The sequence below is a fragment of the Terribacillus jepli genome, from assembly GCF_047228925.1.
GTDB lineage: Bacteria > Bacillota > Bacilli > Bacillales > Amphibacillaceae > Terribacillus.
Map to the genome: position 1 here is coordinate 383,014 of NZ_JBFEGH010000001.1, position 24,122 is coordinate 407,135.

Sequence of the window (24,122 nt, forward strand, 5' to 3'; positions counted from 1 at the left end):
GCGTGGATGTAAAATACCGAAGCAGTCAATGGGAGAAGACGAAAGATAGCCTGCGTAATTTAATTGGTCTTGGTGTCTGGGGAAAAGGCATGATCGATACAATGAAGGACATCACCGACAACTTGGACGAAGCAAGCGAGAAAGTGGCAAAGTACGATTCCGACGGTGTTGTCTCGTTCTCCTACACAAGCGATAAAGATAAGTACCAGCGATTGTTCGAGGATTTCAAAGTGTTGGAGGACTTCAGTGGAAGTGTAGGGAATATTGTAGAAGATACGATCGATCAGCCATTTTATGAAGATATAGATGCATTTGTCCAAAAAGTACGAGATTCTTCCATCTCTAACTACACGACCTCGAACCATATCGGTGCAACGGAGACAATTCCTATCTCATATTACGGCTCCTATCAGGAATATGAAACGGAGAAAACAGAAATCACCATCGATGATATACTGAGCGGAGACAACTATTATGCCGATCAAATCAAGGCTTCTTTTGAAGAATGGAAGGTACAGAACCCGGATGAAGACATCAGTTATGAAGATTATCGCACTGCTGCCGTCAATACACGGGCCTTTGAATATGAATCGATTGAGGACGGCCAGTTTACAAAAGAGTTTTGGGTGAATATTGCGGCCCTCGTCGTCATCGTTGGCGTAACCGTCGTTTGCCCGCCAGCCGGTGCTGTACTAGGAGCAGCTTATGCAACGGTGGAAATGGGAAGTGCGATTTCTGGAAAGGACTGGGCTTCCGGACGAGATCTGGACACATCGGAACGATGGACGAGAGGTTTACTTGCGCCGCTTGATGTTCTGCCTATAGGGAATGCGGTGACCAGCTTTGGTGGTACAGCACGTACGACAAGCAGAGTAATTGATGTTGGGCAGTCAGCGAGTAAGGTGAATAAAACGAATACGGCTGTGCAGCAAGCTGATAATGTCATCGAATTGAAAGTACCAGCAGACAGACTGGCGAGAACGCCTAATGTGGAAAGTGAGACAGTTCAGGCGGATAATGTTATTAGTTTAGCGGATTATGCTAACAGACAGACGGCGAACCGACTACGTAATAGTCAGTGGGTTGTAAAGGAGCAGGATAAAGTTCAGGAGCTTCAGAAAGCTGCTGGCGCGGAGAATCAGCCGTTTAGTCAGAATCCTATAGGTGGCAATGTAAGTCCCGTTATGATGAGGAACGGTGGTTCTAGTAGCGGTGGTATAGAACAAGTAAAAGGGCCCGCTCAAGCCACACATGTTAGTAATGGTGATGCTGGAAGAATATATTCTGGCAGCGGAAGGGCTTCTAATAGACAATTGCAATCAGTTAAGGGTACGGGTAATACTGTTAATGACTATTTAGATGATATAATTGTTAAAGGTGATGTAGACACCGTTAAAATGAATAAGCTTAAAAATGCTATTCAAAATAATACATTTAGTGTAGATGAGCTGTCTGAGATTAGAAAAAGAATGTTTGAATTAGGTATTAGTAAAGAATATGATGAAGCATTAATAAAGATTGATTTTGGTAAGTATCTGCGAGGATTAATAGGTGATCCTCCATCTGGAATGATAGACCCGCATGCGCATCATATCTTATTTAAAAAAGGTTTAGGTGATGCTCAGCAAAAACTTGTTCAAGAAGGTCAAGATATATTACGGAAGTATGGCATTGAACCTGTAATAGGTAAAGAGAACCTAGTATGGGCACCAAATAGGATTGCTGGGCAACATAGTATTTCAGCTTTAGAGAATGTCGTAAACCAGTTAAAAGCAGTGGATGCAGCCGGTGCTGATCTCGATGATATGATTGAAATATTGGAGGATCTTGGAAAACAAGCTGCTTCCAGGAGATAAAAAATATTTTAAGGAGAAATAATAAAATGGATAAAAATTTACTTGCGAAAGACATCAGAAAAGCCATTAAAAATGGTCAACTGGATATTGTAGAAGAGCTGCTTAAAACAGAACCAGAAATGTTAACATGGGTTACACCGTTTGGGACGTGGTTACACATAGCGGCAGCTCATGGACAGCTAGAAATCGTTGAATATCTCATTAATGCTGGTTTAGACGTAAATGCAGAGGGTGGAACTTTTTCTACCAATGCTCTGGAAAGAGCCGCTAGCAAAGGTTATCTAGATATTGTCCAATACCTTATTAACCATAATATAGAGATGGATACTAGTGAACCTGATAGAAATCCTCTGTTTGCTGCTATATACGGTGGTAATCTTGAGATTGTTAAATTGTTGGTAGAGAACGATATTGATATCTCTATAAAATATTCTGGTGAAAATATGAAAGATATGGATGCTTATGCGTTTGCTGTTGAGAGAGGTCAAACAGAAATTGCTGAATACTTAAAGCAGAAGTTGGATGGAAGATTATAAAACTATATTTTAGAGGAATAGAGCATTTGACTGTCAAAAAGACAGCAAGTGCTTTTTTCATGTAATGAGATTGGTTGAACACAGTAAAGAATAACTTAAGTAAAATAGAGACCCCATGATGGCTATACCATCATGGAGTACGGTTGTAATACTTTAACTATCGAAAAAGTGCGAGAACCGAACGAGATGACATTTTATATGGCTGGAATACTTATGATACTGCAAAGCACTTAAACTAACGAGAATGACAATGCTCGTAGCGATAAATAATGGTTAACCTAAAAGGTTACATTAACAAAATAGTATAAATAAAAAACAGGGTTGTTATTTTCTTGGAGACAACCGTATAATATTCGCTATTCGCTAAAAAGCGTTACATAAATTACAATTTCCGTAACGGGAGGGTGATGAATTGAACGTTATTGGGTATATACGAGTTTCAACACAAGGACAAGCGAGAGATGGATATAGCTTGAGGATATCAAGAAGAGGAAATTAAAGCATACTGTGATGAAAACAACTTGAACTTGATAAACGTTTTTAGAGATGAAGGAATTAGTGGAGCAAAAATGAATGAAGAAGCATTGGAAATAGACAGGGTGGGCTTACAAGAGATGTTGGCTCACCTTTCGTCTGTCCGGATTGATTATGTTTTAGTGCTGAACCAACGAGAGTTGAAGAAGTATGGCTGTGATATTAAAAGCATCGAACAGCCATTTTACCGTAACCATAAAAAAGATCCAAACGACTTTTTGGTAAATGGTTTAATGGAATTGTTAGACCAATACTAACGGCACAAAATTAAAAGAATTAACATTTAGAGTATTTTTAATAATGGAATTATTTTTGCGACGCTAGTAGTTTATAATGAAATTATGAAAAATCGAGATATGTTCTCGAAAGAAGAAATCCTGTTCTCACAAAGATATATCTTTAAATTGAGGCATGGTGATTGGCCGCCGAAAGACTGGTTAGGATTTGAAGATTAGGGATGGAAATATGAAGACGAAGTTAACTGCTGAACAAGTATTAATAATAGCGAACAAATATAAAAGTGATTTCAATTTATCCGGGAGTATTGAAAATGATTACAACGATAAGGTCATATGATGGTTTCAATGGTGTTCAAGGTATTGCATGGCTAGTTCTTGTAGGCATAACCCCAACGGGATTTGAGGCTGAAGATGAATATACTATCATCATATCTGATGAACAGGCGGAAGTTGAATATATCATTGATCCAAATGGTCACTACTATGCACCTCACGTTAAAGATAGCAATGGAATTTCAGATGAAGAGTTTGATGCAATATGGGATGACGATACGAATTAATTCTTTTTAACGGTATTCATTAAGATAATGGAAAAGATACCGAAAGCACTTATTAAATAAAATAAGTGCTTTTTGGGGTTGTTGAGATTTAGGATGACTAACGTGATAAATTTTCCGAAACCTTTATAAATTAACCTCGTATATAACTTAACACTTTTTTTAGAAACTATAGGAGAGATGAATTTGGATTACGCAATATCAAATCAAAAAACAATCACGCAGAAGGTGCTGCAGACATTCCTGATGACGCTATTGTTGGCGACTATCGGTATATATGCTGGTCATTTTGTGCCGCCTGTGCTTATTCTGCCGTTAATTGTAGTGGAATTAGGTATGCTGATTGCTGCGTTCTGGCTTAGAAGGAAGAAGGCTGTCAGCTACACGTTCATCTATATCTTTGCGATCATTTCAGGTATCACGACATACCCGGCAGTAGCCTATTATGCTTCGATTGGCGGAGCGAATATTGTGCTATATGCTTTCACGACAACGTTTATCATTTTTGGAGCGATGGCGCTGGTAGGAGTTAAATCGAAAAGAGACTTTTCCTTCCTTGGCGGGTTCTTGTTTGTAGCTTTGATTGCCTTGATCGTAACAGGCTTAATCGGAATCTTTGTTCCGTACAGTGATGCAACGATGCTTGCTTTTTCAGGGATTGGTTCGGTTGTTTTTTCCCTATATATTCTTTATGACTTCAATCAGATGGCGAGGGAGCAGATTACAGAGGAAATGATCCCATTGATGGCGTTGAATCTGTATCTGGACTTTATCAATCTGTTCATGAATATACTACGTTTCCTTGGCATCATGTCGAAGGATTAACATAATGAAATGCCAGGGATCTTTTGAAATCTCTGGCATTTTTTACAGTTAAGGTAGACCCTAAAACCTTGAGGGATTTGGCTTGTAAGAGATTGTTAAAACAATAAAGGGGGGATTAAATTGCTAACATCAAAGATGCTTATAGAGAATATTGTTTCCGATATTAACAATTCCACGATTTCCAAAGTGATTACAGAAGATCAAAATAAAGACTACGAGGGTATGTTGATTCAAATCGAGAACAATATTTATCGAAGTCGTTTAGCCAAAGTAACGCCTAAAAAAAGCGGCTATTTTGTTGTGTTTTGGGAAAAAGATGAGAATGATAAGAACCAACCTTATAGTTTTGCGGATAGTCCCGATAAAATTATTATCTCCATCATAGATAACGATTTGAGAGGTCAATTTATATTCCCGAAATCTAAACTATTAGAGAAAGGGATTTTAAGTGATGAAACTTCCAAAGGGAAAATGGGTATACGAGTATATCCTTCCTGGGTAAAAGCATTAAATAAAACAGCTGCCCAAACTCAAAAATGGCAGCAGCATTTCTTTGTGGATTTATCAAAAGACCGAGAACGAGAGAGATTAGAGGAATTGTATTTTAATTAAAAAGGCTCCCTGTTTTTATCTGGAAAATGGAAAATGCCAGTTAGTTCTTAAGCTACTGGCATTTTATTCAGCTCTTTTGCTGCGTGATTTCTCATATCTGCGTCTGTTTTTCTTTTTTAATCGATGTTTTTTTCGATCCCGTTTGCTCTGTTCCCTGGACTGCTTTTTCTTCTTTCTTCTTTGTTTCCAAGTGTCATAGTTTCTGAACATATAGCGGATTATTAAAATTAACATTCCGGTAAGGAAGATGGTGATGAATTCCGGAACTAATTTCGTACCATAAAAAATGATATCGGAGAGGGTAAGACCGTTTGTATGAACGCGATAAGGTTCATCTTCAGGAAAACTGATCGTTGTGGTTATCACACTGTCGTTATACACACTTGGCCTGACTTCTTTTGACATGTGGATTGTATTTCCGTCTGCATCCTTATACATAAATGCAATATAATGATAATTGGTTTCGTACCGTCCGCCATTAATATCTTCGTCTTTATCGGTTATGATTGCTTCCGTTTCATGTTGTGTACCGGCATAAGATTGGGCAGCATTATAAACCATTTTCCCTATCGAGGAATATCCATAAATCAAAATCGCAGCGAGGACACCGAAAAACAGAAGCTGAATGGTGTATGCGATTGGCCATACCAGCCACTCCCAGCCTTCGATCCGGCGCTTGCAGGCTACGAGAAAGCTAATATAATGTATTAGTACAATAGCGTAAATTACGATGAAAAAGATCGATTTATAGATTTCGGAGCGATATGCTTTATTCTCAGCGGAATCGCTCTTTGCAATCTCAATTGTATCACCGATATCCAGCTGATCGAATTCTTCTCGCGTCACTTCGGTCAATGCTCCATCAGCCGTCAAATGTGTTACTTTTGACTCTTCGCCAGCTTTTAGAACAGCGTAGTAATACATATTGCCAAATAGATCACTAGAGATGGTCTTCCCCTCTACCGTTACTGCTTTTTTTTCTTCCTGATGTGAATGAACCAGCGTATACAGAGATTTGGCTTCAGCTGCAATACCAATCACGCCTGCTATAGCCAGGGCAGCTAGTATGATGTGAAGTGTAAGGATTTTTGACTTCTTCATTATTTTCTCCTTTGGCTCTATGCCTGCTTATCTTCCAAATTTTGTATGCGTTTTAGTGTAATGAAAAACTGCTGTACCGTCAATCCTACTATCAAAGCACATGCGGGACATGCTGAAGAGCACTCATAATACGGAAAAGAGTGTATTCGAACGCCATTTCGTGTGGAAATAGGCTTGAAGTTATATTAAGTCGTATCTCTTCATTATAATAATTATGAATACAATGGCGTGGATAAAACAAGGAAAAACGAACACTAAAAAAGCAGGGGAGCTATCACTTTCGTGTGTAAATACTCTCGTGCTGTTCCCGTTGGAATTTTTCATTGCGAAAGGGAATTACCCGGTACTGTATTCTGCCTGCGCAAGTATAGATAAACATCAAAAAACCTGAACTTATGGAATCTTAGTTTGGAGATTCACGTCAAAGTTCAGGTTTTCTTCTAGCTAAAACAATATTTCACAGCCTCAACGATCCATAACAAAACTCGTCTTCGATTGCTGATTGTTACTTAACCAGCCTTCATTTGCCAGCGCTTGATACCATTTTTCTTGGATATCATCCGCTTCATCTGCATCATCTGTTTTGGTTGAGATTTCGGCAATTGTTTCTCCTTTGTAATGCCAAATCTCCAGATCGGCATCGATGTTTTCATAATTCCCTTCGAATTTAGAAACTGCGGCTGGTCCATAAGGCACGGCTTGTTCCAAGGTGTCATAGTACCAGTCCTGGTCATCCCAATTACGGTATTTTTTGGGCGCTTCTTCACGGAACAAATCAAGAGCATATTCTATGTCTATGCCATTATCGTAATTAAGCTTATCATTTTTGTTAAACTTTTCTTTCCTGCTGATGGAGAAGCTGTCTTTACCTGGCTTCTTATCTATTTCATATTTGTAATTTGGCATATCTCCATGGAAGTCATGCTGCGCAGCTTCTGCAATTGCATCAGATGGAGCCTGATCCGGGAAAGTCTTTTTGTAGGTGATATCCGTTTTCTTGTCACCATCATAGATGCGTAAACGGTGAACGTAATTCAGCTTGCGGAAGATTTGATCAGGTGTATCGAAATAATAGACTTTCAAATCTTCGTCATGGCTGGCTTGGAAAGCATGGACGATATCATTTGTAGTCGCGAACTGACTGACATCCAGCATGAATTTTACCTCATAGCCAGGATTGATAGGGCTGTCTTCGGCGAACGAAATGGCTGGGAATACAGTTACAAGCAATAGGGCAATAAGAGTGGCAATGGACAGCTTTTTCATTGATATACGCCTCCGTTTAAGATAAGTTCCTTCGGTATATGAGCGATCAGTTTTCTGAAGTCCTTAGGTCTGCTGTGAAAGAATACGAGTTGTTCGGCTTGGATTCCGCCCAGCAGCTTTTCAACATCTTTCAGGTCTGGGTGTGCTTTATAGAAAAACTCTGGATGTGCAGGAGAATCAATCGGGATTATCTTCGTGCCTTTCAGGTGGCGGTTTGTAAAATAAATTCCTGATACTGACGCTTGATTATTTGTTATACAGCCGATGCGCCCATCAGCCAGCAGGTTCGTCAGCTGTTCCTTCGTGTCGGTGTGCAGATTGGCGGCATGAGATAAGCAATCTGATAAATGCTCCCGCAAAGCGGGATCCAAAAATAGCTGGCGGTCAGGAAAACGTTTGTATACAGTTAGGATCAGATCGCATGTTTTACCAGATAAAGAAACAGGAATCTGGTAACTGATGCCTGGATTCTCCAGTGCTTTCAGCAGTGCCTGCTCGCTTGTTTGACGGGATGTAACCTGTCCGCCATGTCCGGAGTCAATGATAGCCAGCTGAAACGATGCCTGAGCGGGGACCTCTGTTTGAAAAGTGATAGAATCCAGTACCATATCACCCGAATAAAAGAGCGATTCCTCCCCTAAATGGATGATGTACCAAACACTCCCCAGCATATGACCGCTATGACCCCATTCAAAGGCTAGATTGTCCGTTATTATGATCCTTTGGCCTTTTGTTGCAGGTGAAAAGGGGGTGAAGTTCAGCGTATCTACCGCTGCTGCTTGGTAAGGGGCAGCGGATTTTTGTCTCCAGCGCTGCTGAATCGGAGTAATCTGAGCGTTGCTTGCTTCACTTAACCAAATCGCTCCTTCATATCCTTTGTCGGCAAGCAATGGCAGCGCTCCGACATGGTCGTTATGCACATGCGAAAGGAAGACGGCGTCCACTGATTGGGCAATCTCCGGTGTAAGGGGGGGATACACCTCGGGCTGGCCATTCTGGACCCCGCAATCGAGCATGATGCGTGTGCCGGTTTCTTGGTGTTCAATCAGGAAGCAATTCTTTCCGTACTCCTGAAAGCCTCCTAAAATTTGCATGCTGATCATGAATATGTCAGTGCCTTTCGTTGTAACCAATTCATAAGCGTGATAAATAAAATGGTTAAAAGCACTGTGATGACCGCCATCGCCATGCCGACTCCTGCGTCCCCTTGTTCAAACTGGCTGTAAATGAACGTGGCGCTGGTAGAGACAGAAGGTGGCAGGATCAGCAGTGACCCGACTAGTTCCCGCATGGAGATGATGAATGTCATGATCCAGCCAGCCAGGATTCCTTGTGCCAGTAAAGGCAGCCATATACGCACAAAGATGGTAAAGTTACTCGTACCATAGACTGCATTGGAATGGTGGATCGATTGGTGAAGCTGGCTTAAAGAACCTTTTGTGTACTGAACGGCATACGGCAGGAACAGCACGATATAAGTCACGATCGGCATCCATGTTGTGTTATAAACTGTCGCAGGCAGCCAAGACATGTTCCAGAATAGAATCAGTCCGACGACAAACACAATGCCAGGAATGATGTTTGGCATCATGCTGGTGAAATCCATCAGCTGCTGCGATTTCGTAGCAGCATTCTTGATCGAAAGTGCTGTAAACAATCCAATGACCGCCGCAATCGTAGCAGCTGCGAAGGCAAAACCAAGACTATTCATCAGGGCGGAAAAGCCTTCCGAATGCAGGCTGAACAACTCCGTATAATGTGAGAAGGTTAGATTGTCCCAATGCAATCCATTGCCTCGGACTTGTAAGAGCGACGTAGCGATGATGGAAAAGTAAGGAACCCCAATGGAAAGCAGCAGCACGATTGATACAAAGAGCCAGGAAAATAAACGTACGGACAGACTATCCTGCTTATTGGCAGAAATAATGGAGCGTCCGGAATGAATGCCATGTGTATATTTCCGGCTTATGATATTCTGCAAATACCAGATGACCATGCAGACACTAAGCAAAATCAACGATAAGGAAGTGGCAGCTGAGATATTGACTGGCCAACGAGACAGATATTGATGGATCTCGGTGGTGAATACATAAAACCCGATTTGTTTACCGAAAGTGGCTGGTGTCCCGAATTCTGCCAGTGTCTTAATGAAAATGAGCAAGGAAGCCATAGCGTAAGTCGATAGCAAAAGCGGCAGGACAATCCGGATCCAGTTCATCACAGGGCTGCGTCCATATATGTCGGCAGCTTCCTGGAAGGAACCGTTGATCCGTACGAGTGTATTGCGCAGCATCAAATACAAAAATGGATACAGATGCATGCTCATGATGAAAACCATCCCGGCCAGACTGAAAAATGATGCGGGTGCAGCCGTAGAAAACAAGCTTTCGTAATAGCCATTATGCTGCATGAATTGCATCCACCCCATGGAACCGATATAAGGCGGTGTCATGAAAGGGATGGTAAAGACAATATCAAGCCAATGTTTATGTGCGAATTGTGTTTTTGTCCGGATGATGGCAAGCGGCAAGGCGATGATTGTCGTGCCAAGAATGACAAGCAATCCAAGAGTAAAAGAGTGCTCCATTGTGGTGAGGATGCGATCATTTTTCAAAGCTTCTGAAAAAGCAGTGAAAGATAAGGATCCATCCTCCATGAATGTATAGCCCAGCACTGCTAGCAGCGGTGCTGCAGCCAACAAACCCAGTAGGGCAAACAGCATCCAAAAAGGTAGTTGTTTGCTTGCATACATAAGTCATTCCTCCATACTTATTGCATCATTTCCGTGAATGTATTAAGGGTATCTACTTGTTTTTCTTCTGCACCATCCCACGAAACCGGCAGTGCTGGTATCTCGCTTAAAGCCGCACGGTCTTGCAATGGAATATCTTCATTTCCAGGAAGCAAGTATGCATCCGCCACGAGTTCCTGTGCTTCATCGGATGTTAGGAAATCAATGAATTTCTCGGCACCTTCTTTATTTTTTGCGTCCTTCAGAATACCGGCCGCACGCGGGCTGATTACTGTTCCGCTTTCAGGATAATAGATATCGATTGGTTCGCCTTTTGCTTTGGATTTATAAGCCATATAATCTACTGCAGATACGACCACATCTTTATTTCCTGTGATGACAGATTCCAAGCTTTCTTTATTTGCACCGGCCACAAGCAACTCATTATCGTTCCAGCTCTGGAGCGTGTCCCATCCGTCTTTTTCCGTACTAGTCAGTCCGTAAAGGAAATCGACGGCAGATCCTGAGGAAGTCGGATCTGGCATCGTAACACGGCCTTTCCATTCATCCTCGCCAAACGCTTTCCAGTCAGCGTCGAGTGCTGACACATTATTTGTGTTATAAGCAACACCTAAAGCAGATGCACTGTAGCCATAATAATAGTGTTCCGGGTCGCTCCAGTCTTCGTTCATGCTGGCGCCATTTTCCGCTTCATAAGACTGCAGCTTATCCTCTGCTTTCAAACCTTCCATGGATGGGATGGAAGCTAAGACAACAACATCAGCGACAGGGTTATTTGCTTCGGCTTCCATTCGGGAAAGAATCTTGCCGGTAGTACCTTGGAACATTTCCACCTTAATGCCTGTTTCTTCTTCGAACTTTGCATTTATCTCATCAGCCAACCCTTCTGGGCCTGCTGTATAGACGGTGATGGTATCTTTGGATGTTCCGGAAGCATTCGCTTTTTTGCCTGTGTCGGAGCTGCAGGCGCTCAAAAATAAAGTGGATATGACAAGGCCGGTGAGTACAGTGCCAACTGTTTTTTTCATTACATTAAACCTCCTGTTTGTAAAGGGAATAAGTCGTATCTTCTTGCACGTACAGTTTTACGATGGAACGGGCTTCGTGCGGACGGGAATCATAAAATTTCCAAAGCTGTCCGTCCACTTCTGCGTGGATGATGTATCTGTCACCTTCAAATAGGCTCTTGCGGACGATGCCGGTGCGGGCCTTCCCGACGGATTGGGGCTGCAGATGAATTGCTTCAGGGCGGATCAAATCCTGGTCAGCAGTCCAGTTGGCCCTGCCGATCAGGTTGGCAACATAAGCATCGGCTGGTGCGTGGTAAACCTGTTCCGGTGGTCCGTTCTGGATCACTTTTCCTGCTTCCATGATGATCATGCAATCCGACATTGCCATTGCCTCTGTTTGATCATGCGTCACAAAGATGGCTTGAGAATCGATCGTCTGGATGATGGAAAGAATCTCCTCCCGCATCTGTTCCCGCAGAATGGAGTCCAAGGCGCTGAGTGCTTCATCGAAAAGAATCAATTGCGGATTGACAGCGATGGCTCTGGCTAAGGCGACACGCTGCTGCTGGCCGCCAGATAGCTCTCCGGGCTTGCGTTTTGCTTTGTCTTCCAGCTGTACTTTTTGTAGGGCGTCCATGACGATCTCGTGCCGCTCAGCTTTTGAACGCTTGCCTCGGAGGCCGAATGCGATGTTGTCAAATACACTCATATGCGGCCAAAGACCGAAATCCTGAAAGACCATGCCGATACCGCGTTTGCTGGGCTTGATATTGATATTATCTTTCGATGAAAAAATGACTTGATCATCGAAGCGAAGCTCCCCGGCTGTTGGTTCAGTCAAGCCAGCCAGCATCCTCAGCAGCGTCGTCTTGCCGCATCCCGACTGCCCTAATATGGTGACGAACTGATCGGTGATGGTCAGATCAGTCTGGCCGACTGCTTGTACAGAACCAAAGCGTTTCTCGATTCCTTGTAGTGTAATACGCATGCTATCCTCTCCTTGCTTTTAGTATAGAAAGGAAATGTATGGAGAATATTAACGCGCTGTTAACGTTGAATTAAAAAAAGTATGCAAAAATCAACTTACTAAAAGAATTTATCTAAAAATCTTTAGGGTGATAAAATGAATCTTCAAAAACTATCCATCTTTGTGACGCTGGTAGAAACGCGAAAAATGACAGAAACAGCAGCTAAATTACAATTGACAACGCCAACTGTGTCTTTTCATATCCGTTCTCTTGAAAAGGAATATCATATGCGCTTATTCCGAACAAATGCTGGTGGTTATCGTCTGACCTCGGGGGGAGAGGTGCTTTATCATTATGCAAAGCAGCTTATTCAAACGAATCGAGCGATGGAGCGATCGATGCAGGATATCAGGGAAGGGATGTCAGGTTCTATCCGTCTGGGAGCCAGTGGTGTTCCTGCGCAGCTTTATATGCCGGATCTGATTCACCAGCTTACTGAACGATATCCGCGTGTGAAGGTTTCGTTGGACGTAAAAACAGCTCCTGAAATAGAAGCTAGATTAGTTACGCAGGAACTGGATTTCGGATTGGTGATGGAAACGGAGCATAAGCAGGAAGAACTTTCATATGAGGAACTGACGAGTGATAAGCTGGTGTTGGCTTTTAGTAAAGAGCATCATCTAAAGGATAAGGCGGACTGGGAAATCGAGGATTTACATCAGGAGACTTTGCTGGTGCACAATCTTTCCAGTTCCACCGGACACTTCTCCCGGACCTGGCTTGTGGAAAAGGAGATGGAAATGGAGAAAATCGAGCTGGATTCGGTGTCGACCATTACGAAAATGCTCTCTTTTGGGAAATCAGTTGCCCTCATATCCAAAAGTCTCATAGAAAAAGAACCAAATCTTTCTTATAAAGAACTGCATGATTCGAGCTTGGAGCGGCGCATATTCTTCGTTTATCACCGTGATTTGTGGTTTAGCGAGCCGTTTCGTCATTTTCAAGAATTAGTGCGGGCGCAGGCAGAAGTATTGGGAAGTGTATAGAGAAAAAAGGCGAGCTTCTATGGTGAGCTCGCCTTTGTGCTTCTTATTTCTTATTTACTGATGCCTCATATATAGTATCCACAGCATCCTGTAATGCTTCGTTGAAATCCTTTTCGGATTGATTGGCATTCAATTCAGCTGCCAATGCGCGGGAGAAGCTGGCGATTACGCCTTCGTTTTCTTTTAGCTTTTCGTTTGCTTCTTTGCGGGAGTAGCCTCCGGATAAAGCAACGACGCGAACGACGCGCGGATGCTCTGTGAGCTCTTTGTATAGATTCGCTTTCGTTGGGATGGAAAGCTTGAGCATCACATTTTCTTCTTCGGACAAATCGTTCAGGTGACGGAAGATTTCATCCCGAAGAATTTCCTCGCATTGCTCTTTATCTTCGCTGTGAATATTCACTTCTGGTTCAATGATCGGCACGATGCCTGCTGCGATGATGCTTTTACCGATTTCGAATTGCTGGTCGACGACAGCTTTGATGCCGCTGACATTCGGCTCTTTGATGACTGAACGCATCTTTGTACCAAAAATATTTCGTTCGGATGCGCGGCCGAGTGTTTCGTTAAGGTCATCGATCGGCTTCATGAGCTGAACGCCGTCTTTTTCTTCCGCCAATCCTTTATCCACTTTCAGGAATGGGACGATGCCTTTTTCTTCCCACAAGTAATCGCCAGTATGTTTCCCTGCTATTTCGCGATCCATTGTTTGTTCAAATAGGATGGCGCCGAGGATTTTATCCTTATTGAAGGATGGAGAAGTGATGATACGCGTACGCATGTCGTGGACAAGCTTGAACATCTCATCTTCTGTTGAATAGGAATCCTCTGATACGCCATACTCAGCCAGTGCTTTGGGTGTACTGCCGCCGCTTTGATCCAATGCTGCAATGAAGCCTTTGCCGTTTTTGATGATATCGTATTGCTTTTTATTCATAAGTTCCACTCCTTTGGTCCGTTTATTTCAGGAAAAAATACTCCATGTTCACTGTTCCCTTTTATCCAGATTTTTAACATTAAATGTTTGATAGGGTTTCCATTTCGGGATGACAGGCCGATGAAACAGGTTTCACTTTTGGAAATAGCATCATTCCTTTACGCCGGGAATTTTTGGTGTAACTTAAGTTGGATTGACGGTCTCTTGGGCATGTTATAGGGTTAGTTTGACTATTTATCGGTTTGTGCGGAAGGAAGGTATCAATGAGCATTCGGATTCGGTTATTCATCATGCTGCTATTGTTCATCATCCTGCCTTATTTTCTATCGGTCATATTTATATATGTAAATAGCAAATCCAGCATCGAAGAACAGAATTTGGCCAAGAGTCGGGAGGAGTTGCGGGAGAGCGGTGCCGATTTGGAACAGTATGCAAAGGAGATGGTGCGGCTGCCGTATCGTTTGTTCAATATGCCTGAAGTGCAGCAAGTGCTGGAAAATGGGATGTTAGAAGAAAGTACAGAGCAAATCCTTGCCTTTGAGAACAGCGTCGAGACGTATGCGGCAACACGGCCGGATATTCGGCAGCTGCGATTTTATTTTCAGCGCGATCAGCAGACAATGACAGTCTATCAGGCGAATGTCAGTGCGCCGAAGCCTGCGCCGGGATACATGGATGACTCGCCATTTCATGCTTTGTATGATTCGAAGCAAGCTTACATGCTGGAAGTGCCCCATGCGCTGGAAAATGAAGATAATGTGGCGATTGTGCCGGAATCGGACAATACGATGGTGCTGCCGATTCATCACAAAATCACGGATGTCTTGAGCGGGAAATTCCTTGGTTTTCTGACGACTGATGTAGAGCTCTCGTCTTTTGCTCCATTGCTGGAGGCAGTAACGAGAGAAGCTGGTACGCAGGTTCTGCTTGTCGATGATAGCGGCAGGATTATGTATAGCAAGGAATCCGGGCAGCTTGGAAATAAACTGAATGAAGAGCATCTGACTGATTCGGATGATCATCTCGTTCTGCGTGAGGAACTTGGAGATCCTTTGTCCGGCTGGGAACTGATCAAGATTACATCAAAGGATGCGTTATTCCGCGATGCAAGAGATACAGCGTGGATGAATGTCTGGCTTGGAATTGTTGTGGTGGTGCTAGGAATTGTTTTGATATTGGTTATTTCACAGGCGTTTACCAAACCGATCATCACATTAAGTGATAAGGTCCGCTCCATTGAAGGCGGGCAAATGGATGTCGATCTGTTAATGGAACGTAAGGATGAAATCGGCCATTTGGCGTCGCATATGCAGGATATGCTGGATCGAATCGACTCTCATATAGCGCGCGAATACAGGTTGGAGTTAGAAGTAAGAGAGAGTCAGCTGCGTCTGCTCAAGTCACAGGTGAACCCGCATTTCCTTTTCAATGCGCTTCAATCCATCGGCGCTGTTGCGCTCCGTTCAAATGATCGAGAGGCATACAAGCTGCTCGTATCATTATCAAAAATGATGCGGTATGCCCTGCAGGCTGATCAACTCGTACCTGTACAGGAAGAGCTTGCCTACATCGATGCTTATGTGAGGCTGCAGAATGAGCGCTTTGGCGCAGGGTTGACTGTCGCTATTGAAATGGAGGAGAAGGTAAGGGGATATCGGATACCGAGCATGCTGCTTCAGCCGCTTGTGGAGAATTATTTCAAGCATAGTTTCGAGAAGATGCGAAACGAAAGCCGTTTCCTTCTAAAGGGAATGCAAAGAGACGGATTCTTGGTGTTCCGGGCGATTAGTTATGGCCACTCAGTCAGCAGGCAAAGGCTGCATTTGCTGCAACAGGAAGCTGCCGGCGGAACAGGTCTGCGGAATATAGCTGAGCGACTGCGCTTGCACTACGGAGGTACTGCAGGCTTTCATTTGGACAATCTTGATGGCAAGGGTTTTAAAGTTACGATTTGTATTCCGATAGAGGAGCAGGGAGGTTTAGTATGAAGGCGTTACTTGTCGATGATGAAAAAAATGGACGTGACGTGCTCCGGATGCTGGGAGAATGGGAGCAAAATGGCATAAGCTGTCTTCTGGAGGCTAGTGACGGAGAAGGAGCCCTGCAGCTGATTGAAATGGAGCAGCCGGAAATCATTTTCACCGATATCAAAATGCCTCGTATGGATGGCGTTCAATTGATTGAACGGCTGCACTCAATTGGGTACATGGGAAAATATGTCCTTGTCACGGGGTATGATGACTACCAATTCATGCGCAAGGCCATCCAGTTCAATAGCTTTGATTATTTATTGAAACCCATTGAGCCGGAGGCATTTGCAGAAGTGCTTGAAAAAGTGACGCAGGCGGTATTATCAGCCAGACAATATGAGGAAAGAGAGTCAGCTGTGCTGGAAGATGCCAAACGAATGCGCTTGGAACAGCAAGTGACAGCTCTATGTACGAAAGAAACGGGGAATACGTCTCTATTACGTGCAGCTTTGCCGCAGATGGAGAGACTGGACTTTACTTTATTATCTTTTTATCAGAAGCACCAGCCTGCTCCGTTCATGGATGCATTGGCTGATGAATTACAGCGTTCGGCGATCGGTGATGTTTTTCGTTTCCTGCAGGAGGAGCATATGTATATCGTGCTGACAGCAGCGGACCATTGGCTGCAAGTTGAAAATTGGCTCCGGCAGCATCTGGATATACCAGTCCGCCTCGTACAGAAACCACTTCCTGCTTTGGAAGGCATACCGGCTGCATTCGGGCAGCTCAGGAAAAAACTTGCCCAGCATCATTATCGTACAATCAGAAGGCTTGAGGAGCTGGAGAGTGAACAACGTGGTCAAGATATCGTTACATATGTAAGGAACTATTATATGGAAGATGTGAGCTTGGAGCGGCTGTCAAAGCTCTTCTTCCTGACGAAAGAGCATATATCACGCAAATTCAAACAGGAAACCGGTATGACGCTTTCCAGATTCGTAACAAATTGCCGGATGGAACAGGCAAAACAATGGCTGGCAGAGACCGATAAAACACTCTATGATATTGCCCTTTTGCTCGGTTATCAGGATGAAAAATATTTCTCGAAGCTGTTTAAAAAGGAGACAGGCCTCACTCCGACTGCCTATCGAGCTAAACTGCGTGAGCAGGAGGGGGAATGAGATGATGGGAAAGAAAGCCATTGCAGTGATAGTCCTCTTGCTGATATTTCTCCCGTCCAGCAGCATCCCAATACAAAAAAACGCCAAGAGCGATGCCGAGAAGATGGTCACCGTCACGATCCGAAATCCGAAAGTGGAAATTGCCGCTCCATTTGAAAGCATGGCAAAGTTATATGAAAAGTCACACCCTCATGTTCGTATCCGAGTGGAAACAGTCGGCGGTATCTCGGATGATTTCTCGGATTTGAAAACGCAGATGGCCGTTGGAGAAGGACCGGATATCTTCACGAATGTCGGTTACGAAGCAACAGGACAATGGCTGCACTATTTGGAGGACTTGAGTGAGGAGCAGTGGGTGGAAGATGCACGCAAGGATACACTCTCTCCGATCACCCAAGATGGAAAGATATATGGCATGCCGATGAATATCGAAGGTTTCGGCATCATTTATAATAAGGCATTATTCGAAAAAGCAGGAATAGATAAACTTCCGACCACATTCACCGAGATGGAAGCGGCGGCAAAAAGGCTTGATAAGAGCGGTGTAACGCCATTTGCGAATGGTTATTACGAGGAATGGAAACTGGGTCATCATTTGACCAGTCTGGCTTTGGCGGAACAAACAGATCCGGAGGCATTCATGGCGGAGCTGGCTGGCGATCAGGCGAGCTTTACGGAGAATGAAGGCTTTCAGAATTTGTTGCGCTTCATTGATTTGACGCTTTCTTATGGGAAGCCGCATGCAGCAACCACGGACTATTACACGGAAATTGACGCATTCCGGAATGGGGAAGCTGCCATGATAGTCCAAGGGAATTGGGTGGAACCGCTGCTGGCGGAACAACAGTTGGACGTGGGAATGTTCCCAATTCCGCTGGACGATAAAGGAGACACGCAGCTTGTCACAGGTGTACCGAGCTACTGGGTAGTGAACAAACAATCCAAAGCTACCCAGAAACGGGAAGCAAAGCGTTTTCTGAGCTGGTTGGCGGAATCGGCAGAAGCGCAAAAGTTCCAAACCGAGCAGTTGCACTTCATCCCCGCATTCCGTTCCATCCAACCGCCAGCTGCTGGAATCAGCGGGGATGCTTGGAGACAATATGAACAACAAGATCGCCGGAACTTCAATTGGTCCTCTTATTCACCACCGATGAAAGAAGCATTTGGCCGAATCCTAAAGCAATACGTCAACGAGGAAATGTCCAAGCGGGATACGTTGCAGGACTTGGATCATGCTTGGAAGCAGTTTGCATCATCTCCCTAGTGTTGAAGTCCCTCTTGTACGAGGGACTTTTTGTGTGGATATCAATATTAGACAAAAAGGAGATCAAGATAAGCCATCCCCGATTTAGCTTCACTGTCCTATACTGTGCTCGTAAGGCGGGTTTGCCAAGGTCTGTCTTACAGGAATAGCAATCATACATAGGAGGAATGCGGGATGAAATTTCGGAAACGGGTATTGAAAACAAGTGTCGTTTCATTGAGTGCAGCATTGATACTTGGAAGCAGCCTGACGGTGGCTTCGGCTAAAACAGGAGCAGATGGAAATGTGAAGCCATATAAAGAAACGTATGGTACATCACAAATCACGCGTCACGACATGAAGGAAATGATCGGGCAGCACGGTAACGAACGGTTTACCGTTCCTGAGTTTGATGCTTCTTCTATCAAGAATATCGAGTCGGCTACGAAGATCGATGAAAATGGTAATGAGATTAAAATGGACGTCTGGGACACATGGCCACTGCAAAATGCAGATGGTACAGTAGCAGAGTATAATGGATACCATCTTGTATTCGGTTTGGCGGGTGATCCGAAAGACGCTAGTGATACCTTCATCTACCTTTTCTATAAAAAGGCTGATGACAACTCTGTCGGTGCATGGAAAAATGCTGGACGAGTTTTCGATGACGAAGATAAATTCAAAGGGGACAAGACATTAGCAGGTCAGGAAGAAGAATGGTCTGGTTCTGCTACTTTCACAGAAGATGGCAAAGTGCGTCTATTCTATACGAATCGCGGAGGCTGGAATGACGCGGAAGGCATCTTCGGAAAGCAATCCCTCACTACAGCCCAAGTGAATGTGTCCGAGAAGGGTGAAGGCACATTGCAGGTAGACGGAGTGGAAGATCATAAAACAATTTATGACGGTGGCGACAGCAAGACATACGAAAACATGGATAAGGCTTTCGAAGATCGCAACTTCGCCAATAACCACACACTCCGGGATCCGCACTATATTGAAGATAAAGGCAAGAAGTACTTAGTATTCGAAGCGAATACAGGTACGGAATATGGTTACTCTGGAGAAGAATCTTTGTATAACCGTGCGTACTATGGCAAAGGTGGCATGAAATTCTTCCGTGAGGAATTCAAACAGCTGCAAAACGGCGGCAAAAAAGAGACAGCCGAGCTTGCTAACGGTGCCATCGGCATTGTGGAAATCAATGACGATTACACACTGAAAAAAGAGATGAAGCCGCTAATCGTTTCCAATACGGTAACAGATGAGATCGAACGCCCGAACATCTTTAAGAAAGACGGCAAATTCTACTTGTTCACAAGCACACGCGGATCCAAAATGACAATCGATGGTATCGATGATGAAGACATTTATATGCTTGGGTACGTATCGAACAGCTTGACTGGTCCATACAAACCAATGAACAAAACAGGTATCGTCCTGCATCAGGACTTGGATCCGAATGATTTGACTTGGACATATGCCCATTATGTGATTCCGCAAAAAGAAACAGATGATTTCGTTGTAACAAGCTATATGACGAATCGCGGTTTCTTCCAGGATCATAAGGCCACATTCGCTCCTTCATTCCTGCTTGATATCAAAGGCAAAAAATCTTCTGTTGTAGAAGATGGCATCTTGGAACAAGGGCAAATAACGTACGAAGAAGAATAAAGCATTTGCAAAAAAGGAAATGTCATCATATGGCATTTCCTTTTCATTCATTTTAAGTAAAAGCGTGGTGGACAGTATGACAAGAAAGAGGTGGACGGTGTTTGGATTGCTCGTGTTGCTTGTTGTGTTGGTGGTTGCGGCTTTGGTGTTTTTGAACCAGGGTAAGGTGGAAAATAAGAATTCGGGGAAAGCGCAGACTAACTCGTACCGTCCGGTCTTTCACTTCGGTTCGCCAGAGAAGTGGAAGAATGATCCGCAGCAGCCGATTTATTACCAAGGGAAATACCACTATTATTATCTCTACAACAAAGACTACCCCGATGGCAATGGCACCGAATGGCGGCATGCGACCTCAGAGGATTTGATTCATTGGCAGGATCACGGAGTTGCTATACCGAAGTACACAACGGAAAATGGCGATCCATGGACTGGATCTGTTATCCATGATAAGCACAATACAGCTGGTTTTGGTGAGGATGCACTTATTGCAATTGTTACCCAGCCGACAGGAGAGACAGGAGAGCAGGAACAGTATCTCTGGTACAGTACAGATGGCGGGGATACCTTCAAGCAGGAAAGTGAGGAGCCGGTGCTTGCAAACCCGGACGCAGAGGATTTCCGGGATCCAAAAGTGATATGGAATGAACAAAAACATAATTGGATCATGCTGCTGGCAGAAGGGGGAAAGATCGGATTTTATGAATCAGCTGACTTGAAAACCTGGACATTCACTGGAGATTTTCAAACGGATGGAATCGGTGTACTCGAATGTCCGGATCTATTCCAACTGCGTGCACCAGACGGTACGCTCAAATATGTACTTGGTATGAGTGCGAACGGAGAAGGTAAAGGAGATCCGAAAACATACGCATACTGGATCGGGGATTTTGATGGCACGAACTTTAAGCCGGATCATGAAGACCCTAATTGGCTTGATCATGGATTTGACTGGTACGGTGGAGTCACCTTTGAGGACGGGTCAGCAGAGGATAAACAAACGAAGCGGTATGCACTGGCTTGGATGAATAACTGGTCGTATGCCGAACACACACCTACGATGGAATCGGATGGGTTCAATGGGGTGGATTCTGTTGTCAGGGAAATCACTTTGAAGCAGGATCAAGATGGCTATTATCTGGCTTCCCAGCCGGCTGCAGTGCTGGATGAGCTCGTACAATCCACGGATACAGTCGAGGATATCACCCTTCATAATGAAAATCGAAGCCTGGATATATCGGCCGAGACATATCGATTGGATGCTGATATTTCATGGACCGAAAGTCCGAATGTTGGGTTGCGTCTGCGGGAGTCCGATGATCGAACGCGTCATTTGGACGTTGGGATCGCTGTTTCTGGCGGATATTCCTATGTGAATAGAAGTAATACTTCCAATCCCGATCAGGAAGGCGCTTACCTGGAAAGCAAAGCGCCGTTCGATGCGGGGAAGAAGCAAGCGCATGTGACTGTTCTAGTGGACAAAACAAGCATGGAAGTGTTTATAGACGACGGGAAAGTTGTGCATAGTAATTTGGTATTTCCCCAATCGCAGGACCAAGGAATCAGCCTGTATGCAGAAGGAGGCAGTGCGGAATTTAATAACATCTTTATAAAGAAATTTGGGAATAAACAATAGATTTTTTGAAGAGGCCTTTTGTAAGGCCTTTTTTTAATCGTTTAGAATGCTATTATCAATCGATTGCCTGTGTTAGGTTATTTTACATCTTGTGTAAGTAATAATTTTCGAGTTATAATGATTCTTGTTTATTAAATATTTGTGATAATGTAAGAAAAGCAGTACATAATACAGATGATTTGTAAAAATCGTTACATAAGGGGGATTTACATGGCATCAAAAGAGAAAAATCTGCAACAGAAGCAGTCTTCTCCCAAAGGGAAGTGGGGAGTCCTGTTAGGAGCAGCCTTCTTGATGGGTTCATCAGCCATCGGTCCAGGGTTCCTGACACAGACAGCTGTCTTCACAGATCAATTATTAGCTAGCTTCGGCTTTGTTATTCTCATGTCCATCATCTTGGATGTTGGTGTGCAGATGAATATATGGCGTATCATTGCTGTTTCCAGAATGCGCGGGCAGGATATTGCCAATAAAGTATTGCCTGGTCTGGGCTATTTCCTTGCTTTTGCCGTTGCGTTGGGCGGACTAGCCTTCAATATCGGAAACGTCGGCGGTGCTGGTCTTGGTTTGAATGTTATCTTTGGTGTTGACGCACGGATCGGTACTATTATTACAGGTATTATAGCGGTTGGTATTTTTCTTTCCAAGGAAGCCGGCGCAGCGATGGATCAGATTGCCCGTATACTCGGTGTAGTCATGATTGTTTTGACATTGTATGTAGCGTTTCAGAGTGATCCGCCTGTCGGAGAAGCAATAACACGCACATTTGCACCGACAGATATTGATGTATTTGCCATCATCACACTTGTCGGTGGTACAGTCGGCGGTTATATCACGTTTGCTGGGGGTCACCGCTTATTGGATGCGGGTATTGCCGGGCAGGAGAACCTGCCGTATGTAACGAGGAGCTCTGTTACTGGTGTCTTGATTGCTTCCATCATGCGGATATTCCTATTCCTTGCTGTGTTGGGCGTGGTTGTCACTGGTGTTTCACTGGATGCAACTAACCCTGCTGCGACAGTCTTCTTGGAAGCAGCTGGTACTATCGGATATAAGATGTTCGGTCTTATCCTATGGGCTGCAGGTATTACGTCAGTGATTGGTGCTGCTTATACGTCTGTTTCTTTCTTGAAAACACTTTCCAAGGGCGTCGAACGTCATCAGAAACTGGTAACCATCGGTTTTATCGTCGTTTCGACAATAATCATGGTCTTGGTAGGCCAGCCTGCTACACTGCTCGTGATTGCGGGGGCGGTGAATGGTTTGATTCTGCCGATCGGTTTGGGCGTGCTGCTGATCGCTGCTTATAAAAAGTCGATTGTCGGTGATTATAAACATCCGTTATGGCTGACGATCTTTGGTGTAATTGTATTTATCGCAACTGCATACTTGGCAATTGTTACACTGATTGATAAAGTGCCGCAGTTGTTCTAATTCGAGAAGGAGGTCCTAAAAATGAAGCTTTCCTATCATCCGTTAGGGGATACGGGCATCCAGCTCGTTTTCGGACAGACGATCTCAGAGGAAACAAATCAGGAAATCCGGGTGTTTGCGGAGCTGCTTAAGCAAGAGAGGATCGAGGGGATCATTGAATGGGTGCCGGCTTATACAACATTATCCATCTATTATCGTCCTGATAAGATTCGTTATCATGCGCTGCTGGAACAACTGGAGCGTCTATATGAAGATATGCAAGGAGGAGTGGCCGAAGCCGCTTCTCTTGTTTATGAGATTCCGACCTATTATGGCGGGGAGACAGGCCCTGATTTGGATTTCGTTGCGGATCATAACGGTCTGTCAGTAGATGAGGTCATCCGCATTCATTCGAGTCAGGATTATTTGATTTATATGATGGGATTTGTCCCTGGGTTTCCGTATCTAGGCGGCATGTCAGAAGAAATTGCGACACCACGCCGTTCGGATCCTCGTCCAAAAATCGCTGCAGGTTCTGTCGGAATTGCAGGATCACAAACAGGTGTGTATCCGCTGGAAACACCGGGAGGCTGGCAGCTCATCGGTCAGACACCGGTAAAATTATATGATCCAGAAAGTGAGCAGCCGATTTTATTGACTTCCGGGTCTTATCTGCGGTTTGTTCCAATTTCGAAAAATGAGTACGACTCGATTGCAGAAGCAGTGCGTCTTGGAGAATATAAGATTGTCAGTAAGGAAAAGTAAGGAG

Annotated in this window: 21 protein-coding genes and 1 pseudogene; 15 read left to right on the forward strand and 7 right to left on the reverse strand. The window is 44.0% G+C overall.

Annotated elements, in window-relative coordinates:
* The first annotated feature begins 2 nt into the window (after nucleotides 1–2).
* The 7 genes and pseudogenes from AB1K91_RS01950 (at nucleotide 3) to AB1K91_RS01980 (ending at nucleotide 5,159) form a co-directional block, all read left to right on the forward strand.
* Complete coding sequence (locus AB1K91_RS01950) at nucleotides 3–1,856, forward strand: hypothetical protein (RefSeq protein WP_413087647.1); 1,854 nt, start codon at nucleotides 3–5, stop codon at nucleotides 1,854–1,856.
* A 26-nt stretch (nucleotides 1,857–1,882) separates the two neighbouring features.
* Complete coding sequence (locus AB1K91_RS01955; RefSeq protein WP_413087648.1) at nucleotides 1,883–2,392, forward strand: ankyrin repeat domain-containing protein; 510 nt, start codon at nucleotides 1,883–1,885, stop codon at nucleotides 2,390–2,392.
* Between the two features lie 412 nt (nucleotides 2,393–2,804).
* Nucleotides 2,805–3,180: pseudogene (locus tag AB1K91_RS01960) on the forward strand (recombinase family protein); the annotation flags it as partial.
* Between the two features lie 84 nt (nucleotides 3,181–3,264).
* Entirely contained in the window at nucleotides 3,265–3,381 is a 117-nt protein-coding gene (locus tag AB1K91_RS01965) for a zincin-like metallopeptidase toxin domain-containing protein (protein WP_413087788.1), read from the forward strand.
* Nucleotides 3,382–3,476: 95 nt separating this feature from the next.
* Nucleotides 3,477–3,725 carry a hypothetical protein gene (locus tag AB1K91_RS01970; protein WP_413087649.1) on the forward strand — a complete coding sequence of 83 codons (249 nt, stop codon included), beginning with the start codon at nucleotides 3,477–3,479 and terminating at the stop codon, nucleotides 3,723–3,725.
* A gap of 177 nt (nucleotides 3,726–3,902) precedes the next feature.
* Nucleotides 3,903–4,547, forward strand: a complete 645-nt coding sequence (locus AB1K91_RS01975) for a Bax inhibitor-1/YccA family protein (protein ID WP_413087650.1) — start codon at nucleotides 3,903–3,905, stop codon at nucleotides 4,545–4,547.
* 120 nt (nucleotides 4,548–4,667) lie between these two features.
* Nucleotides 4,668–5,159 (forward strand): MepB family protein, encoded by a 492-nt coding sequence (locus AB1K91_RS01980; protein WP_413087651.1) that lies wholly within the window; start codon nucleotides 4,668–4,670, stop codon nucleotides 5,157–5,159.
* Nucleotides 5,160–5,222: 63 nt separating this feature from the next.
* Here AB1K91_RS01980 and AB1K91_RS01985 read toward each other — a convergent pair whose 3' ends face one another.
* The 6 genes from AB1K91_RS01985 to AB1K91_RS02010 form a co-directional block, all read right to left on the reverse strand.
* Entirely contained in the window at nucleotides 5,223–6,260 is a 1,038-nt protein-coding gene (locus AB1K91_RS01985) for a hypothetical protein (RefSeq protein ID WP_413087652.1), read from the reverse strand.
* A gap of 465 nt (nucleotides 6,261–6,725) precedes the next feature.
* Nucleotides 6,726–7,526: a CYTH domain-containing protein gene (locus AB1K91_RS01990; protein ID WP_413087653.1), complete on the reverse strand. Its 801-nt coding sequence runs from the start codon at nucleotides 7,524–7,526 to the stop codon at nucleotides 6,726–6,728.
* Entirely contained in the window at nucleotides 7,523–8,629 is a 1,107-nt protein-coding gene (locus AB1K91_RS01995; RefSeq protein WP_413087654.1) for an MBL fold metallo-hydrolase, read from the reverse strand. Before AB1K91_RS01995 ends, AB1K91_RS01990 begins: the two co-directional genes overlap by 4 nt.
* Nucleotides 8,626–10,278 carry an ABC transporter permease gene (locus AB1K91_RS02000; RefSeq protein ID WP_413087656.1) on the reverse strand — a complete coding sequence of 551 codons (1,653 nt, stop codon included), beginning with the start codon at nucleotides 10,276–10,278 and terminating at the stop codon, nucleotides 8,626–8,628. Before AB1K91_RS02000 ends, AB1K91_RS01995 begins: the two co-directional genes overlap by 4 nt.
* A 17-nt stretch (nucleotides 10,279–10,295) precedes the next feature.
* Nucleotides 10,296–11,306 (reverse strand): ABC transporter substrate-binding protein, encoded by a 1,011-nt coding sequence (locus tag AB1K91_RS02005; RefSeq protein ID WP_413087658.1) that lies wholly within the window; start codon nucleotides 11,304–11,306, stop codon nucleotides 10,296–10,298.
* A gap of 4 nt (nucleotides 11,307–11,310) precedes the next feature.
* On the reverse strand, nucleotides 11,311–12,276 hold the full coding sequence (locus AB1K91_RS02010) for an ABC transporter ATP-binding protein (RefSeq protein ID WP_413087660.1): 966 nt from the start codon (nucleotides 12,274–12,276) through the stop codon (nucleotides 11,311–11,313).
* Nucleotides 12,277–12,411: 135 nt separating this feature from the next.
* Between AB1K91_RS02010 and AB1K91_RS02015 the strand changes: the two genes are divergently transcribed.
* Entirely contained in the window at nucleotides 12,412–13,302 is an 891-nt protein-coding gene (locus AB1K91_RS02015) for a LysR family transcriptional regulator (protein ID WP_413087662.1), read from the forward strand.
* A 43-nt stretch (nucleotides 13,303–13,345) separates the two neighbouring features.
* Here the strand turns inward: AB1K91_RS02015 and AB1K91_RS02020 are convergent, their stop codons facing one another.
* Nucleotides 13,346–14,239 carry a fructose bisphosphate aldolase gene (locus AB1K91_RS02020; RefSeq protein WP_413087664.1) on the reverse strand — a complete coding sequence of 298 codons (894 nt, stop codon included), beginning with the start codon at nucleotides 14,237–14,239 and terminating at the stop codon, nucleotides 13,346–13,348.
* Nucleotides 14,240–14,502: 263 nt separating this feature from the next.
* Between AB1K91_RS02020 and AB1K91_RS02025 the strand changes: the two genes are divergently transcribed.
* The 7 genes from AB1K91_RS02025 to pxpB all read left to right on the forward strand — a co-directional run bounded on the left by AB1K91_RS02025 (nucleotide 14,503) and on the right by pxpB (nucleotide 24,118).
* Nucleotides 14,503–16,227 carry a cache domain-containing sensor histidine kinase gene (locus AB1K91_RS02025; protein ID WP_413087666.1) on the forward strand — a complete coding sequence of 575 codons (1,725 nt, stop codon included), beginning with the start codon at nucleotides 14,503–14,505 and terminating at the stop codon, nucleotides 16,225–16,227.
* Nucleotides 16,224–17,390 (forward strand): response regulator transcription factor, encoded by a 1,167-nt coding sequence (locus AB1K91_RS02030; RefSeq protein ID WP_413087668.1) that lies wholly within the window; start codon nucleotides 16,224–16,226, stop codon nucleotides 17,388–17,390. The genes AB1K91_RS02025 and AB1K91_RS02030 overlap by 4 nt, the downstream gene beginning before the upstream one ends.
* Before the next feature lies 1 nt (nucleotide 17,391).
* Nucleotides 17,392–18,654, forward strand: a complete 1,263-nt coding sequence (locus AB1K91_RS02035; RefSeq protein WP_413087669.1) for an ABC transporter substrate-binding protein — start codon at nucleotides 17,392–17,394, stop codon at nucleotides 18,652–18,654.
* Between the two features lie 174 nt (nucleotides 18,655–18,828).
* Complete coding sequence (locus AB1K91_RS02040; protein WP_413087671.1) at nucleotides 18,829–20,307, forward strand: glycoside hydrolase family 68 protein; 1,479 nt, start codon at nucleotides 18,829–18,831, stop codon at nucleotides 20,305–20,307.
* 76 nt (nucleotides 20,308–20,383) lie between these two features.
* On the forward strand, nucleotides 20,384–21,940 hold the full coding sequence (locus AB1K91_RS02045) for a glycoside hydrolase family 32 protein (RefSeq protein WP_413087672.1): 1,557 nt from the start codon (nucleotides 20,384–20,386) through the stop codon (nucleotides 21,938–21,940).
* A gap of 210 nt (nucleotides 21,941–22,150) precedes the next feature.
* On the forward strand, nucleotides 22,151–23,374 hold the full coding sequence (locus AB1K91_RS02050; RefSeq protein ID WP_413087674.1) for an NRAMP family divalent metal transporter: 1,224 nt from the start codon (nucleotides 22,151–22,153) through the stop codon (nucleotides 23,372–23,374).
* A gap of 21 nt (nucleotides 23,375–23,395) precedes the next feature.
* Nucleotides 23,396–24,118 carry a 5-oxoprolinase subunit PxpB gene (gene pxpB / locus AB1K91_RS02055; protein WP_413087676.1) on the forward strand — a complete coding sequence of 241 codons (723 nt, stop codon included), beginning with the start codon at nucleotides 23,396–23,398 and terminating at the stop codon, nucleotides 24,116–24,118.
* The last annotated feature ends 4 nt before the right edge of the window (nucleotides 24,119–24,122 follow it).